The following is a 15,183-nucleotide window of genomic DNA, read 5'->3' on the forward strand; positions in this document are numbered from 1 at the left end:
GCAGGTTTTCCGTGGTGGCAGTTACCTTGACCTGGGCGCTGTTTAGCGCCTTGCTGGTAGCTGCCGCCATTTTTTCTGTCTGGCGGGCCCGCGCCGGGGAGGCGGTCGCCGCCGGCTTCGTCGGGGGCGTCGGCGCCTGGCTGCTGGGCCTGGGCTGGGGCAACCACGCCCACTACGCCGCGTGGCAAATTGCCGTGGCAGCCATCGCCATGGTGGCGCTGACCGCCGCGGTGGCCTGGCGCGTGCCCCGCACCGGCGCCGGCGCGCTGGGCGCGGTGACGGGTCCGACGCTGGGCTTTGGCTTCGCCTGGTCCGTGCAGGCGGGGCTCAGCGACTCGACCGGCATGTGGCCGGTCGGCCTCATGCTGCTCAACACCGGTCTGGTGGTGGGCTTGGGCGTGGTCGTCGGCCTCGTGTTCTGGGCCGGCCGCCGCGCGGAGCACGGAAATTCTGCGTCGGGAGCCGGCTTGAGGTAGGCTTAAGCCCTTGATAAGTACCTACTAATCGACTGGAGTTTTTATGCGAACGCCGCGCCGCCGAAGCCGTCTGGCTTCCCTGTCGGCTTTGGTGACCGCAGCGTTGCTCGGCGCGCCGGCGGGGGCGAGCGCCGCGCCGACGGAAAACTACCGCGCCGATAGCTACGAGTCCCGTACCGCGTTAAGCGGCGGCCAGGAGACAGTAGGCGAGTGGCTCGAGCGGGTCGAGGCCGCTCAGGACCAAGCAGGCCAGGCAGAAGATAGCGCGCTACCCCAGCCGGCCGAGGACGCCGCCGCGCCGGGCGCGGCCGACTTTCAAAACGACAAGGGCGCCGCTAGCGATGCCGACGCCGGGGTGCCCGTGTGGGGCATCGGCGCCGCGCTGGGCGGGATCCTGGCGGCGGTGGGGGCATCGGCGGCCGCGTGGTCGGCCGTCGACTGGACGCAGGTCCTGATGTTTTTGGGCTCGCTCTAGGCTAGAGCAGCCGGAAGGATACGAGCCGGTGCTGCTCGTAGGAACCCGTGAACGCGTGCTGGGTGACGCCGATGGTGGCTGTGCCGTAAAACTCCCCGTTGGCGTGCGCGTGCACGGCGACCAGATCGTGGCGCGCCGGCAGGCTAAACCCGCGAGTGCGCAGCCAGGCGGACAGGTGGTTGGCCAGCCGCGGCGGGAAGCGCTCGGAGCGCACGTGGCTGAGCGGGCGGCGCCCGGCGGCGGTCTCGATGACCTGGCGGATAAGCGTTTGGGCGCGCTCCTTGACCTCCTCGTCCATGGGCGTGGGCTGACGGTCATAGGAGATGGGGTCGGCCGGCACGTATAGCTGCAGGTGGGCGAATCCGGGAATGGGGGCGTACATAGGCCGTATTCTGGCACGCGCCGGGGTGGTGCGCAGGGCGAGGAACCCAAGCTGGGAGTTTGCTGAAAGGGGTGGAGGCGCGTGAAATGCCTCTTCGCTATAATTTGCGGGGTTAGAGGGAAATAGAACCCGAAGCGAAAGAAGAAAGAGAACTCATGCGTGGTTTGATTGTGGACTACGTCGGCGTGCTCGACGGCACCGACGAAGACGTGAAGCGCTGGCGCAACCTCCTGGCCGCAGCCAAGGCCCAGGGCGTGGCGACGGCCATCCTGTCCAACGACCCGGGCGGCCCCGGCGCCGAGGCAATCCGGGAGTGGGAGTACCGCGGCATCGTGGACGCGGTCATGCTCTCCGGCGAGATCGGGGCGGAAAAGCCGGAGCCCGCGGCCTTCCAAGCGGCGGCCGACGCCCTCGACCTGCCCGTCAATGACTGCGTCTTCGTGGACGACAACATCGTCAACGTCAAGGCGTCGGTGGAGTTCGGCCTGCTCGGCATGCTCTATACGGTCTTCGACCGCTCCAGCATTGAGATCCAGGCCGTCTTCGACATCGAGGGCGAGTTCTAAGATGGCTGATTGTCGCGTCTACCTGCCGGCCACCTTCGCCATGCTCACGGAGCTGAAGGAGACTGGCCAGCTGCACGCCCGCTCGGGCTGGGGCTTTATGGTCACCGACGCCCTGCGTGAGTTCTACACCGCCGGCGACGAGGAAGAAATCGCCTACTCGGCCTTCCTGGAGGCCTCCATGGCGTCGCTGCGGCTGCTGGCCATCGGCGACGAGGAGCACTTCCCGCACCGGCGCGTGGTCATCTCCGTGGACGTGCCCGCCGAGGCGGTCACCCCGCAGCCGGAGATGGGCGAGCCCGTGGTGAAGCTGGAGCCGGCGCTGATTACCACCGAGCAGCTGGCCGCCATCCACGTCGACATCGCGGAATCGGAGACCGCGACCGCCAAGGCCATCGAGGCCATCGACACCGCGGACCTGGGCGACGAGGACGCCGAGCTGGCCGTGGGCGACGCCCTCGACAACTTCATGGCCTTCTACGACCCGAGCGAGCTGCCCTTCCTGGTGGAGCTGCTCTAGTTTTCCCAGTCGACGTTGGTGCGCAGCGCGGCCAGCAGCTTGCGCACCGCGGCCGCGCGCCGGGCCGAGGCCGAATCCGGGGGGATGAGGGCGGGATCGTCGAGCCCGCACTCGGGATCGGCCGGGGGACCGGCGTGCGTGCACCCGCGCGGGCAGGACTCGGTGGCCTCGGCGAGATCCTCGAAGACGCCTAAGACGGTGTCGGCATCGACGTGTGCCAGCCCGAAGGAGCGGATGCCGGGGGTGTCGATGATCCAGCCGTTATCGTCGGGAAGCGGCAGCGCCACGGACTGGGTGGAGGTGTGCCGGCCCTTGCCCACGGCGGAGACCTCGCCGGTCTCCCGGTCGGCGTCGGGCACCAGCCGGTTGACCAGCGTGGACTTGCCCACCCCGGAATGGCCGATGAGCGCGGTGATGTGCCCGGTGACGGCGTCGCTGACCTGCTCCAGGCCGTCCTCGACGCCGGCGTAGACCACGCTGATGTCCAGGTCGGCGAATTCCGCGGCGAAGGGGGCCGGGTCGGCCAGGTCCGTCTTGGTCAGGCACAGGATGGGGTGAACATTGCCCACGAAGGCGGCCACCAGGGCGCGCTCGACGAAGCCGGAGCGCGGCGGCGGATCGGCTACCGCGGTGACAATCAGCATCTGGTCGGCGTTGGCCACCACGATCCGCTCGTAGGGGTCGGTGTCGTCGGCGGTGCGGCGCAGCACGGAGGTGCGCTCGGCGAGCTTGACGATGCGCGCCAGCGTGTCCTTACGGCCCGAGGTATCGCCCACGACGCCGACGCGGTCGCCGACCTCGATGGCGGTGCGGCCCAGCTCGCGGGCGCGCATGCAGGTGACCACGGGGCCGTCGTCTAAGGCCACGCCCCAGCGGCCACGGTCCTTGGTGATGACCATGCCGAACTTGGCGTCCTTGTGCTTGGGCCGGTCCTTCGTGCGCGGCCGCGAGCCCTTGCCGGGGCGGACGTGGACGTCGGACTCGTCGTAGTGGCGCCTAGGCATGCGCGCTGCCTTCGGAGACCATGGTCTCCCACAGCTCGGCAAATCCCGGGAGGGTCTTCGCGGTGGTGGCGATGTCCTCGACCTCGATGCCCTCAACGGCCAGGCCCAGGATCGCCCCGGCGGTGGCCATGCGGTGGTCGGCGTAGGTGTGCCAGCGGCCCGCGTGCAGGGGCGCCGGGGTGATTTCCAGCCCGTCGGGCAGCTCGCGGACGTTGCCGCCCAGGCCGTTGAGCTCCGTGGCTAGGGCGCTGAGTCGGTCGGTCTCGTGGCCGCGCAGGTGGGCGATGCCGGTCAGCCGGGAGGGGCTATCGGCCAGCGCGCAGAGGGCGGCCACGGTGGGGGTCAGCTCGCCGAGGGCGGACATGTCGTAGTCGATGCCGCGCAGGCGGGCGCCGGGGGAGCCCACGACGGTGACCTGCCCGTGGGCCTGCTCGACGGTCACGGACATGCGGAAGAGCACGTCGCGGATGAGATCCCCGGCCTGGGTGGTCACGGCCGGCCAGTCGCGCACGGTCACGCGCCCGCCGGCCACGGCCGCGGCGGCCAGGAACGGGGTGGCGTTGGACAGATCCGGCTCGATGCTCCACTCGCGGCCGTTGATGGGGCCGGGGTGGACGGTCCAGGTGTCCCCGTCCTCGTCGACGGTCACGCCGGTCTCGCGCAGCATGGCCAGGGTCATCTCGATGTGCGGGCGCGAGGGGATTTCGCCGCCGACGTGGTGGACGGTGATGCCGTTTTCAAAGCGCGGGGCGGCCAGCAGCAGGCCGGAGACGAACTGGGAGGACTGGGAGGCGTCGATGGTGACCTTACCGCCGGCGGGCGTGTGCTCGGCGGAGATGCTAAAGGGCAGGCAGTCGTCGGCGGTCTCGACGGTGACGCCCAGGTCGCGCAGGGCGCCCAGGATGGCGCCCATGGGGCGCACGCGGGCCTGCTCGTCGCCGTCGAAGGCGACCGGCTCGCCGGCCAGGGCCGCCACCGGCGGCAAAAAGCGCATCAGGGTGCCGGCCAGGCCGCAGTCGATGTGCCCGCCGTGCAGCTCGCCCGGGGTCACGTGGATCTCCGGGCCGGTGGTGGCGTCTTTCACCTCGATCTCGGCGCCGAGCTCGCGCAGGGCGGCAATCATCAGCTCGGTGTCGCGGGCGATGAGTGCCTGGGTGATGACCGAGGGGGCATCGGCAAGCGCGGCTAGGACCAGGGCCCGGTTGGTCATGGACTTAGAGCCAGGCACGCGCTGCTCCCAGCGCAGGGGGCCGGTGGGATGCGGGGCTAACCAAAAATCTGCCATATAGGCCATAATAGAGGTTCATGTGTGGTCGTTTTGTCTTGTTCAGCGAGTCGTTGCTCGATTCCGTCGGTGCGCTGGCCGGAATCGAGGAAGTTTCCGCGCCGGCGGGCCTGCCGGGGCCGCGGTATAACATCGCGCCGACCCAGAAGGTGCCCGTGGTGCGCATCCAGGAGGCCTACGCGCAGGTGGATCCGGGGCGCTGGGCCCTGCTGCCGCACTGGAAGAAGGACTTGGACGGCCCGCCGCTGTTTAACGCCCGCGCGGAGACGGTGCAGAAGAAGCCGTCGTTTCGCGACGCCTTCGCCGGCCGGGCCGGCTCCGGGCGCTGCCTCATCCCCATGGACGGCTACTACGAGTGGTACGACGACGGCAACGGCAAGATGCCCTACTACGTGTGGCTGGGCGAAGGGCAGATGATGTGGGCGGCCGGCCTGTGGGCCACGGGTCTGGACCAGCTCTCGGCGACCATCGTGACCACCGCGGCCACCGAGGAGATGGCCTGGCTGCACGACCGCCTGCCGCGCTTTTTGGCGCCGGAGGAAATCCGGCAGTGGGTGGAGGGTAGCCCGGAAGAGGCCGCCGAGCTTTTGCACCCCAGCCCGGTCACCGGCTGGCAGGTGGACCAGGCGGCGAAGGAAGTGGGCAATATCCGCAACGATTACCCGGAACTTCTGCCCCAAGGGGCCGGGGCCTAGGATGGTTATGGCAGAAAGCTCATTTAAAGGAGTACGTTAATGGCGAAAGACCGGGCCGCCTCGTTCGAGGAACAGGCCATGCCGCTTCTGGATCAGCTCTACGGGGGAGCGATGCGCATGACGCGCAATCCGCAGGACGCCGAGGACCTGATCCAGGAGACCTACCTGAAGGCGTATAAGAATTTCGATTCCTTCATGCAGGGCACCAACCTGAAGGCGTGGCTGTACCGGATCATGACCAACACGTACATCAACTCTTATCGCAAGGCGCAGCGCCGCCCCACGCAGTCCTCGGCGGACGAGCTGACCGACTTCCAGCTGTACACGACCTCCGGGCACGACTCGACGGGCCTGGAGTCCGCGGAGGTCGCCGCGCTCAAGGCCATGCCGGATACCACGATTTCGGAGGCGATGAACGACCTGCCGGAGGACTACCGCATGGTGGTCTACTACTCCGACGTGGTGGGGCTGGCCTACAAGGAAGTCGCGGAAGTGATGGATATCCCCTTAGGGACGGTCATGTCGCGGCTGCACCGGGGAAGAAAACTGCTGCGAAAAGCGTTGAAGGATGTAGCACGTGAGCACGGCATCGGGCTAAACCACCCAGATATGGAGGCAGACAAGTGAGCAACTGCAACCACCGCGGGGCTTGTAACTGCTCTTCGCAGGAGATAGAGGCACTGCTGTGCCAGCTGCTGGACGAGTCGCTGAGCCCGCAGCAGCGCGCGGCCGTGCAGGCGCGCATCGCCGAGTGCAACGTGTGCATGGAGCGCCTGGAGACCGAGCAGATCGTGCGCCGGCTGGTGCGCACCTGCGACAAGGCCACCCACGCCCCAGAGACCTTGCGGCAGCGGATCACCGTCCAGATCCGCTCCATCCGCTACCAGTAAATAACAAAGCCTCCCCGCGCCGGCGCTGTCCGCGTCTCGGTGCGCCGGCGGGGGAGGCCAAGAGACAACAAGCCCGCCGCGACGGGGCCTAACGCTTGGAGGCGTTATCCCCGCTGCGGCGGGCTCGGTGTTTTTAGCTGTGATTATGCGTTAGGACGCTTGCCGCGGTTAGCGGACTTCTTCCGGCGATCCTTACGCTTACGGCCACGCTTGCTCATGGTGGTACTCCTTTGCAGAGAGCGGTTAGATGAACTGGTAATAACTGTAGCGGCAGGCAACGCCGGGGGCGAAATTGCCCTACCTTAGGCGGAGACGCGGGCGCGTCCGCGGCCGCGGTTGCGGCGGCGCTTCAGGGCGCGGCGCTCCTCCTCGGACAGGCCGCCCCAGACGCCGGCGTCCTGGCCGGACTCCAGGGCCCACTTCAGGCACTGGGAGGAAACGGGGCAGCGGTTGCAGACCAGCTTGGCCTTGGCGATCTGGGTGAGGGCGGGGCCGGAGTTACCGACCGGGAAGAACAGCTCGGGGTCCTCGTCGCGGCAAATTGCTTCGTGGCGCCAATCCATGATTGATATCTCCTAACAAATTTTCGACAGCGTTTAACACCGGTACTTGGAACCGAATTCGGGAGCAACCAAAAATGGCGCACCGAAAATCAGAGCCAAGCCCTAATGTCATGGGGTTTGCGTGCCAGGACCGGTCTGCAACGCGGGGTGTCTGGTCTCGAGGTCAGTCCTCCGCTTGCCGCCATGGTTTACCTGGCGTTCACTCTGCGTTGGCGCAGAGTTTGGAGCTGGTTAGGCAGCTCGTCTTTTTTGCTACCTGAAGATAATGACACGTTTACAAAGACTTCGCTAGGGTTAAAGGCTAAATTGTGGCCAACATCACCGAATTATATGTCGGTGGCTTGGGGAGCTTCTGCCGAATTTCAGGCAGCTGACAGGTAGTGGTAGGGCGCTGGCCTGCGCGGACAGTTTTTGTCTGCTAAATACCTAAGGTATGCCTAGGTCAAATCCGGATCGGCGGACCACACCCGAGCGCGGTGGACCGGGCGCCCGCTCAGTGCCCTAGACAACGCGGTTAACATTACGGCGGGTAAACGGGCCGTGCGGCGCCCAGCGCGACGGTGAGTGGAGGCGCGCGGGCGGGAAAACGTAGACTAAGCTCCGTGAGCTCTAAGAAATCGACATCCGTTGCTTCTGCCGCCCGCAACTCGGTAGGCCGCGCCGGCGGTCTGGGTGCCCCGGCCACGGTCCGCCTGGGCGCGGGGATCGGCATCGTCCAGTCCATCGCCGTCATCATCTTCGGCATCTTTTTGATCGTGCACGAAGCCACCCACCCGGAAAACCCGTCGCTGGTCTCCGAGACCGCCGCGACCGACTACCTGGGCCTGGGCACCGCGATCTTCATCTTCATCGTCTTCGGCTTCGTTATCGTGGGCGCTATCGCCATGACCCGCGGCCGCCGGTGGGGGCGTGGCGCGGTGCTGCTGGTGCAGTTCATCCTGGCCGCCAGCTCCTTCCAGATGTTTTCCGGCGGGGCCATCGCCCTCGGCATCGCCACGCTGGTCGCCGCCCTGGCGGGCATCTACCTGCTGATGGTCAACCCCATCTCGCAGGAATGGTTCCAGCAGAACTTCTAAGCCGGCGCGGCCTGCAGGGCCACGAGCTGCCCGCCGCGGGCCTCGACCAGGTTGGTGCCGGCGACGGTCAGGTGGACCGGGCCGCGGTAGGAGCCGCGGTCGACCGGCACGGTGCGCTCCGTCTGGCCGGTCTTCCAGTCGTAGACGGCTATGCCGTCTGCGGTGGGCACTAGCAGGCGGTCGCCGATGGCGGTCCCGGTGCCGAGCGCGCCGTCGATGACCCGGGTGACCTTGAGCTCGTTGGGGCTGAAAAGGTACAGGCGGGCGCCGTCGAACCAGGTCATGTGGTGCGGCAGGTCCGCGGTGGCGGGCTGAAACAGCGTGGGGGACTCGCTCACCGCCGGCGAGGAGGGCACTGCCTGCCGGTGCGTGACGGTGCCGTCGTCGCTCAAGGAAATAAGCTCGGGGGTCTCACCTTCCGCGTAGACGGTGGCCGCGGACTGGCCGACGGCGACCAGCCGGGCAGAGGCGGCCTCGACCTCGGCGGTGGCGGAAACGTCCGGCTCGCGGGAATCCTCCGGCTCCGTGGTCTGGAAGCGCAGGAAGTCGCGGTTGGCGGCGTCCGGGCAGGTCTCCGAGACGACGAGTAGCTCGGTGCGGGTCAGCGCCGAGTTGATGGTGCACTCCGGGTGCGGCTGCGTGTTGGCCTCCTGCGGGGCGGGGATCTCGCCGTACTCCACCGTGCGCACCATGTCGGAGCGCCACAGCTCGACGCGGTCGGTGGAGGCGGTGCCCACCCGGTCGTTGGAGGCCACCGGCACGGTCTCCTCCGAGTTCAGCGCGCTGCGGGTGTCCGAGTACTGGCCCGTGGTGGCATCGATAGCCACGGTGTCACCGCAACCGACCGAGGTGCGATAGGTAGCCACCACCTTGTCCCAGGCGGTGGCCAGGCTGCACAGCGGGGCATCGGTGCGGGTATAGGACCAGACGTCGTGGCCGTCGGCATCGACGGCGCGGACGGTGTCCCCGTCGGCGGCGATGATCAGCCCGTTGGTGGCGATGGGCTGGACCCCGGCCGAGGTCCGCGGGGCAGCGCCGTTGGCCAGCTCGAAGGCTGGGGTTAGCTGCGCGGGGATCTCCGCCAGCGTGGCGGGCAGTTCCGGGACCGCCTCGTCGGCCGGCTGCAGATCCGCGGCCCGCAGGGAGCCGGAAAAATAGGCGCCGACCACGGCGACGACGCAGACCACCGCGATGACCGCGGTAAGCACCCAGTCGCGGCGGGAAGCGCGCAGCACTACCGCGCGGCTCATCGCTTCCGGCCCCGGCCTCGGGCATGAGTCCGCGGGCGGCGCGGGCGTCCGGAGCCGCGCTCACGCCCGGGGCGCTTGCGGTCCCCGCCCACCACGGCGCGGGCCGGGCCGACCGACTCGCCGGCCTCGGCGGGAAAGTCCAGGGCCTCGGCCAGCTCCGGGGAGGTGCTAAACCAGGTGGGCAGGTCGTGCTGGCCGAGATCTAGCTCGGCATCGATAGCCTCCCACTTGGCCTGCTCGTCGTAGCCGACCAGGGTGACGGCGGTGCCGGTGTGGCCGGCGCGCCCGGTGCGGCCGATGCGGTGGACAAACGTCTGCGGATCGTCCGGGACCTGGTAGTTGATGACGTGGGTGACGTCGTCGATGTCGATGCCGCGTGCGGCCACGTCCGTGGCCACCAGCGTCGAGACCGCGCCGGAGCGGAAGGCTTCCAGGGAGCGCTCGCGGGCGGCCTGGCCCATGTCCCCGTGCACGGCGGCCACGGCGAAGCCGCGCTGGGCCAGGTCCTCGGCCACCTGGGCGGCCGAGCGCTTGGTGCGGGTAAAGATGATGGTCCGGCCCCGCCCGCGGGCCTGTAAGGCGCGGGAGAGCACGGCCAGCTTGTCCATGCGGTGGGCCAGGAAGCTGATCTTCTTCGTCGAGGCGTGGGTCTGGTCGGCCTCGCCGGACTCGGCGCGGATGTGCACCGGCTTGTCCATGAAGCCGCGGGCCAGCGACAAGATGGCGCCCGGCATGGTGGCCGAGAACAACATCGTCTGCTGCAGGCTGCCGGCCACCGCGGCGGCGAGCTTTTCGATATCGGGCAAAAACCCCAGGTCCAGCATCTCGTCGGCCTCGTCCAGGACCAGGATGGCCACCGCGTCCAAGCGCAGGTGGTGCTGGGAGTGCAGATCCAGCAGGCGGCCCGGGGTGCCGACCACGACGTCCGCGCCGCGTTCCAGCTCGGCGATCTGCTCGGCATAGGGCCGCCCGCCGAAGACGGTGACTACGCGCACCGGCAGGTTGGCCGCCGCCGCCCGCAGATCCTCGCCGACCTGCTGGGCCAACTCGCGGGTGGGGACTACGACCAGGGCGTGCGGGGTGCCGTCGCACTCCGGCAGGGCCGCGTCGTCGAAGACCCGGTCGAGTAGAGGAACCCCGAAGCCTAAGGTCTTGCCCATCCCGGTGCGCGCCTGGCCGATGATGTCGGCGCCCTTGAGCGCCAGCGGCAGCGCGAGCTCCTGGATGGCGAAGGTGCGGGTAATACCCTGGGCGGCCAGGGCATCGCAGATCTCGGCGGCCACACCTAGGCGAGAAAACGTCGGGGTCGGCGGTACGGTGGAAGGCGTTTGCGAGTCAGACACACCTCGATACTAACCGTCACGGTTATAGTGGGGGCCATTAGATTGTTTGGCTTCGCGCTCAGACAACAGGAATTGGCGCACCGCGGTGCGCCGCAGACGAAGAAGACGCAGAAAGGCGGGTTTTCACCCCATGGATATCAAGTTTGGTTTCGCGGATACGGCCCGGGAACTGGTCATCAACGCCGAAGGCACCCAGGACGAGCTGGCCCAGCGCATCAACGCCGCCCTGGCGGACAACTCCACCTTGGAGCTGGCCGACGAGAAGGGCCGCAAGTACCTGGTGCGCACCGATCGCGTCGTCTACGTCGAGATCGGCGCGGTTAAGCCGCACGCCGTCGGCTTCGCCGGCGCCTAGTTTTCCCACCGCTGCCCGGGGCCTTCGGCCCGGCCGCCCGCTTGCGGCGCGCCGGCGGGCACCGGGTAACCTTAAGGGCCATGGAGAACTCGGAATTTCCACAACCCCGGCACCACCGCCGCGCCGAGCCGCGCGGTGAGAACGACCAGCGCAGCTGGGCCGGGGATTCCAGCCTGTCCGAACCCGCCCGCCACGGCGCCGAGGACAGCAGCCGGGGCGCCGGCGGGGCGGTGCGCCGCTTCGCCGCGGACTACGGCTGGTGGCGCGTGGTGGCCATCCCGGTCCTGGCGATCATCACCGTCTGGGTGCTCATCGACATCTTCACCGGCCCCAGCGAGGAGGCCGGCTCCCCGCGCGCCCAGGAGCAGGACAGCGCCACGGCCGGCCATGACGCCACGGCCGTCGGCCCCGACCCGGCGGATGCCGGCGACGTCCAAGGCGCTATCGACCAGCTGCCGCCGGGCGGCGAATTCACCCGCGCCGGCGACAAGACCTACCGCGAGGTCGGCACGCCAGGCCTCGACGTCGGGGAGGGCGAGGTGCGCACCGTGCGCTACTCGGTGGAGATCGAAAACGGCATTGACACCTCCAGCTACGGCGGCGACGCCGCCTTCGCCAGCATGGTGGACGCCACCCTGTCCGACCCGCGCGGCTGGACCAACGACCCGGCCTTCAAATTCGTCCACGTGGGCGCCGACGAGGACCCGGACACCCGCTTCCAGCTGACCTCCCTGGAGACCACCGCGGAGCTCTGCGGCGCGCAGCTGGGCATGGAGACCTCCTGCCACACCACGATCACCGGGGACTCGACCGTGGTGGTCAACGAGTCGCGCTGGGTACGCGGCTCCCGCGCCTTCGAGGGCGACGTGGGCAACTACCGCCAGTACCTCATCAACCACGAGTTCGGCCACGCCATCGGCTACGCCGAGCACCAGGCCTGCGGCGGCGAGGGCAAGCTGGCGCCGGTGATGATGCAGCAGACCATCTCGCTCAACAACAAGGCCCTGCACGCCGAGGCCCCGGACGAGGTCTACCCGGACGAGGACGTCACCTGCGAGCCCAACCCGTGGCCCTACCCGGTCCCGGGGGTGGAAGACCCCCACGACCCGGGCCACGGCAAGGCCCGTAACGACTAAACACCTCAACTAGAGACGTAACCCCAACCCGAACCGAGTGAAGGAGCCGGACGTGATTTCTAACCCTCCGGAGCATGTCTTAAGCGCATTCCGTAGCAGCGGCCGTCCGGCCGTGGGCCAGCCCGAGCAGCTGGGCTATGCCTGGGACAACGGCCTGCGCGTGGGCGACGTGGTCTACGCGCTCGCCTCTGACACGGCGACCTGGTCGGCCCGGGTGCGCGAGAAGCTCAGCGTGCCGGGGGCGCGGGTGGCCCGCCCCCTGCTGACCACGGACGGGCGCTACACCGTCGCCGGCTGGAAGGCGACCCAGTTCGTGGCCGGGGACCTGGAAAAGCGCGTCGATGAGACGGCGCTGCTGGCCGGGCGCCTGGAGGCCGAGCTGGCGGATTATTCGGCGCCTTTCGCCGGCACCGCGGAAAGCCGCACGGACGTCTTCGCTCAGGCCGAGCGCGCGGCCTGGGAGGAAACCAGCGAGTACTACGCGGACCTTTCCGGCCTGCCGCGGGTGGTCGGGCACGCGGACCTGCTGGCCACCACGCTGTATTCCGGCCACAATCCGCCGGCCCTCGTGGAAGTCGTGCCCACCGCCGCGCCCCGGCCGAAGGGCTACACCACGGCCCTGGTGATTGTCGACGGGCTGATTAACCGCGCCGTGGATGACGCTATCTGCGATCGCTTCGACCACATCGAGGGACTCGACCAGCTGCTGCTGCGCGCGGCGGCCTACCGGCGCCACGTGAACTCCCTGCACGAGGAATCGCGCGTGAACGTACGTTCGGAGATCCAGCGGGTGGAGCAGATGCTCGTGTCCCGCGTGTGTGCCAAACTTTAGGGCATGACCGGACGCTATGACCCCCATGACACCGCCCGCAGCGGCGTAGTCCTCCCGCCCTCGCCCGAGGTGCGCCTCGTGGCCGGTGAGAAGCCCGCCGGCACCCGCGAGTGGCCGCACCCCCTGCCGGAGCGCGGGGTATGGAAGGTGACCGGCCAGGCCGGGGCCGGGGTGAGCAGCTTTCTGGTGGACACCGTCCTGAACGTGCTGCGCTCCGGGGCGGACCCGGCCGGGGTGCTGGTGGTCAGCTTTTCCAAGGAATCCGCGGCGGCGCTGCGGCGCGAAATCTCGGCGCACCTGGGCGACTACGCCTCCTCGGCGGCGCTCGTGCGTTCGGTACACTCGCTGGCTTTCTCGCTCCTGCGCCAGGCCAGCGACGAAGACCTGCGCCTTATCACCGGCGCGGAACAAGACGCTGTCATCCGCGAGCTGCTGGAAGGCCACGCCGCCGGCGGCGGGGCCAGCTGGCCGGAGGAAATCCGCCCGGCGCTGGGCATGGTGGGCTTTGCCCGGCAGCTGCGCGACTTCCTGCTGCGCGCCATCGAGCGCGGCCAGTCGCCGGAATCCCTGCGCGAAAAAGGCCGCGAGCACTCCCGCCCCATGTGGATTGCCGCCGGGGACTTCCTGGAGGAATACGAACAGGTCATGGCACTCAGCGGCGCGCATTCCTACTCGGCCGCGGAGCTGGTCAGCCAGGTGCTCCTGCGCGCCGGGCAGCTGGATTTCGGCCAGTGGCACACCATCGTGGTCGACGACGCGCAGCTCTTGGCGCCGGCCTCCGGCGAGCTGCTTAGCCTCATCATCGCGCAGGCGAAGCTCGCCGTGGTGGGCGGCGACCCGGAGCAGGCGGTCTTCGCCTTCCGCGGCGCCAACACCCGTTTCTTCGACGAGCTGGACGCCGAGCACCACATCGACCTGGGCGCCTCGCAGCGGCGGCCGGAGCCGGCCTGCCTGGACATCGTGTCCACCGCGGCCCAGCTGCAGGCCTCCGTGGCCGACGCCATCCGCCGCCGCCACCTAAGCGATGGGGTGGACTGGCGCGATATCGCCGTCATCGTGCGCTCGGTCGCGGATATCACCCCGCTGCGCCGGGGCCTGCTGGCCGCCGGCGTGCCCGTACACCTCAATCCCACGGACGTGGTGCTGGCCGAGCAGCGCCTCGTGGCGGCCATGGTCCAAGCACTCGAGGCGGTCTACCAGCCCCTGCGCACCGCGCAGCTGGAGGAGCTCATGACCGGGCCCGTCGGCGGCGCGGACCCGGTCACCCTGCGCCGGCTCATCCGCGGCCTGCGGCGCTGGAATCCGGCCCAGCGCGGCCTGGAGACCCTGCGGGAGCTGCTCACCGGCCCGCTGCCGGACTTCGGCGACCTGCTGACCGAGCGGGAAGTCGCCGTGCTCGAGCGCGTCCGCGGCGTGCTGGGCGCGGGCGTGGAGCAGGCCGCAGCCGGCGCCAGCGTGGAGGAGATCCTGTGGGCCATGTGGAACGCCACGGGCCTGGCCGAGCGCCTGCAGGCGGCCGCCCTGCGCGGCGGCGCGACCGGCTCCCAGGCGGACCGGGACCTGGACGCCATGATGGCGCTCTTCGACGCCGCCGGCGACTTCGTGGAGCGCTACCCGGGCGCCGGCCTGGAGACCTTCGTCCGCCACATCACCGAGCAGGAACTGCCCACCGGCGTGCGCGACAGGCGCAACGCCACCCCGCAGGCGGTCAACATCCTGACCGCCCACGGCGCGGTGGGGCGCGAGTTCGACACCGTGGTCGTGGTCGGCGCCCAGGAGACCGAGTGGCCGTCGCTGGGGGAGACCGGCACCATCTTCGACCAGGCGGACCTGGTCGACCTGGTGGACGAGGGCATTGACCCGGACGTACCGGTCAGCCACCTGCGCGAGCGCCTGCACGAGGAGCGCCGCCTCTTCCACGTGGCCACCACCCGGCACACGTCCCGCCTGCTGGTCGTGGCTATCGATGCCCCCGATGCCGAACAGGTCCAGGAACCCTCCCGGTTCATCGCGGATTTCGCGACCCCGGCCATCAACTTCCCGGCCCTGTTCGCCCGCCGCGCGGCCACCCGCCGCCTGCGCGCTAGCGTGTGGCCCAAGGAACTGGGCCTGACCGTCCCCGAACCGGCCGCCGAGTCCCACCCGCAGCCCGTGCCCAGCGCCCTGCCCACCACAGCCCCGGCGCCGAGCGCGCCGGGGCTGCCAGACGGGGCAGAGGTGGATCCGCTGCAGGTCTCGGTGCTGTCCGTGCCGGTCTTCGTGGCGGCGCTGCGCCGGGTGGTCAGCGACGCCGAGCAGACCGAGTCCGCCCGCGAGCAGGCCGCCCGGCAGCTCGCGC

The 15,183-nt window shown here is 69.2% G+C and carries 19 protein-coding genes; 12 read left to right on the top strand and 7 right to left on the bottom strand.

What is annotated here, in order from left to right; translation table 11 throughout:
- The first annotated feature begins 11 nt into the window (after positions 1 to 11).
- Complete coding sequence (locus ACEE23_RS07950; RefSeq protein WP_368520180.1) at positions 12 to 476, top strand: hypothetical protein; 465 nt, start codon at positions 12 to 14, stop codon at positions 474 to 476.
- Positions 477 to 567: 91 nt separating this feature from the next.
- Complete coding sequence (locus ACEE23_RS07955) at positions 568 to 951, top strand: hypothetical protein (RefSeq protein WP_448872797.1); 384 nt, start codon at positions 568 to 570, stop codon at positions 949 to 951.
- Between the two features lies 1 nt (position 952).
- Here ACEE23_RS07955 and ACEE23_RS07960 read toward each other — a convergent pair whose 3' ends face one another.
- Entirely contained in the window at positions 953 to 1,333 is a 381-nt protein-coding gene (locus tag ACEE23_RS07960; protein WP_070769712.1) for a hypothetical protein, read from the bottom strand.
- A 155-nt stretch (positions 1,334 to 1,488) separates the two neighbouring features.
- On the opposite strand from ACEE23_RS07960, the gene ACEE23_RS07965 reads away from it, so the two are divergent.
- Both ACEE23_RS07965 and ACEE23_RS07970 read left to right on the top strand, forming a co-directional pair.
- Positions 1,489 to 1,899: an HAD-IA family hydrolase gene (locus ACEE23_RS07965; RefSeq protein ID WP_368521480.1), complete on the top strand. Its 411-nt coding sequence runs from the start codon at positions 1,489 to 1,491 to the stop codon at positions 1,897 to 1,899.
- 1 nt (position 1,900) lies between these two features.
- Positions 1,901 to 2,416 (top strand): DUF6912 family protein, encoded by a 516-nt coding sequence (locus tag ACEE23_RS07970; RefSeq protein ID WP_368520184.1) that lies wholly within the window; start codon positions 1,901 to 1,903, stop codon positions 2,414 to 2,416.
- On the opposite strand, the gene rsgA is transcribed toward ACEE23_RS07970, so the two are convergent.
- Both rsgA and aroA read right to left on the bottom strand, forming a co-directional pair.
- Positions 2,413 to 3,420 (bottom strand): ribosome small subunit-dependent GTPase A, encoded by a 1,008-nt coding sequence (gene rsgA / locus ACEE23_RS07975; RefSeq protein ID WP_368520185.1) that lies wholly within the window; start codon positions 3,418 to 3,420, stop codon positions 2,413 to 2,415. The two genes, ACEE23_RS07970 and rsgA, sit on opposite strands and share 4 nt — an antisense overlap.
- The gene (aroA, locus tag ACEE23_RS07980; protein WP_448872800.1) at positions 3,413 to 4,705 is read right to left on the bottom strand and encodes a 3-phosphoshikimate 1-carboxyvinyltransferase; all 1,293 of its coding nucleotides are present in this window, start codon (positions 4,703 to 4,705) and stop codon (positions 3,413 to 3,415) included. Before aroA ends, rsgA begins: the two co-directional genes overlap by 8 nt.
- Before the next feature lie 20 nt (positions 4,706 to 4,725).
- Here aroA and ACEE23_RS07985 point away from each other — a divergent pair, with 20 nt between their 5' ends.
- From ACEE23_RS07985 to ACEE23_RS07995, 3 genes are read left to right on the top strand one after another with little or no spacing between them, the layout of a single operon-like run.
- The gene (locus ACEE23_RS07985; RefSeq protein WP_448872802.1) at positions 4,726 to 5,400 is read left to right on the top strand and encodes an SOS response-associated peptidase; all 675 of its coding nucleotides are present in this window, start codon (positions 4,726 to 4,728) and stop codon (positions 5,398 to 5,400) included.
- Between the two features lie 39 nt (positions 5,401 to 5,439).
- Positions 5,440 to 6,027 (top strand): sigma-70 family RNA polymerase sigma factor, encoded by a 588-nt coding sequence (locus ACEE23_RS07990; RefSeq protein ID WP_368520188.1) that lies wholly within the window; start codon positions 5,440 to 5,442, stop codon positions 6,025 to 6,027.
- A complete protein-coding gene (locus ACEE23_RS07995) occupies positions 6,024 to 6,290 on the top strand; it encodes an anti-sigma factor (RefSeq protein ID WP_290225173.1) in 267 nt (88 codons plus the stop codon). Before ACEE23_RS07990 ends, ACEE23_RS07995 begins: the two co-directional genes overlap by 4 nt.
- Positions 6,291 to 6,433: 143 nt before the next feature.
- Here the strand turns inward: ACEE23_RS07995 and ACEE23_RS08000 are convergent, their stop codons facing one another.
- Both ACEE23_RS08000 and ACEE23_RS08005 read right to left on the bottom strand, forming a co-directional pair.
- A complete protein-coding gene (locus ACEE23_RS08000; RefSeq protein ID WP_100227335.1) occupies positions 6,434 to 6,508 on the bottom strand; it encodes a 50S ribosomal protein bL37 in 75 nt (24 codons plus the stop codon).
- Between the two features lie 84 nt (positions 6,509 to 6,592).
- Entirely contained in the window at positions 6,593 to 6,853 is a 261-nt protein-coding gene (locus tag ACEE23_RS08005; RefSeq protein WP_070769720.1) for a WhiB family transcriptional regulator, read from the bottom strand.
- A 602-nt stretch (positions 6,854 to 7,455) separates the two neighbouring features.
- Between ACEE23_RS08005 and ACEE23_RS08010 the strand changes: the two genes are divergently transcribed.
- A complete protein-coding gene (locus ACEE23_RS08010) occupies positions 7,456 to 7,929 on the top strand; it encodes a hypothetical protein (protein ID WP_448872805.1) in 474 nt (157 codons plus the stop codon).
- On the opposite strand, the gene ACEE23_RS08015 is transcribed toward ACEE23_RS08010, so the two are convergent.
- Positions 7,926 to 9,179 (bottom strand): Rv3212 family protein, encoded by a 1,254-nt coding sequence (locus ACEE23_RS08015; RefSeq protein ID WP_368521484.1) that lies wholly within the window; start codon positions 9,177 to 9,179, stop codon positions 7,926 to 7,928. The two genes, ACEE23_RS08010 and ACEE23_RS08015, sit on opposite strands and share 4 nt — an antisense overlap.
- Positions 9,176 to 10,522 (bottom strand): DEAD/DEAH box helicase, encoded by a 1,347-nt coding sequence (locus ACEE23_RS08020; protein WP_368520191.1) that lies wholly within the window; start codon positions 10,520 to 10,522, stop codon positions 9,176 to 9,178. The genes ACEE23_RS08015 and ACEE23_RS08020 overlap by 4 nt, the downstream gene beginning before the upstream one ends.
- A 130-nt stretch (positions 10,523 to 10,652) precedes the next feature.
- Between ACEE23_RS08020 and ACEE23_RS08025 the strand changes: the two genes are divergently transcribed.
- The 4 genes from ACEE23_RS08025 to ACEE23_RS08040 all read left to right on the top strand — a co-directional run.
- On the top strand, positions 10,653 to 10,877 hold the full coding sequence (locus ACEE23_RS08025; RefSeq protein ID WP_368520192.1) for a DUF3107 domain-containing protein: 225 nt from the start codon (positions 10,653 to 10,655) through the stop codon (positions 10,875 to 10,877).
- A gap of 80 nt (positions 10,878 to 10,957) precedes the next feature.
- Positions 10,958 to 12,013 carry a DUF3152 domain-containing protein gene (locus ACEE23_RS08030; protein WP_368520193.1) on the top strand — a complete coding sequence of 352 codons (1,056 nt, stop codon included), beginning with the start codon at positions 10,958 to 10,960 and terminating at the stop codon, positions 12,011 to 12,013.
- Positions 12,014 to 12,065: 52 nt separating this feature from the next.
- Positions 12,066 to 12,845 carry a TIGR02569 family protein gene (locus ACEE23_RS08035; protein ID WP_409338185.1) on the top strand — a complete coding sequence of 260 codons (780 nt, stop codon included), beginning with the start codon at positions 12,066 to 12,068 and terminating at the stop codon, positions 12,843 to 12,845.
- 3 nt (positions 12,846 to 12,848) lie between these two features.
- Positions 12,849 to 15,183 (top strand): UvrD-helicase domain-containing protein (locus ACEE23_RS08040; RefSeq protein WP_448873570.1); only part of this gene is annotated, 2,335 nt, incomplete at its 3' end.

The organism is Corynebacterium sp. 32222D000AT (genome assembly GCF_053546955.1).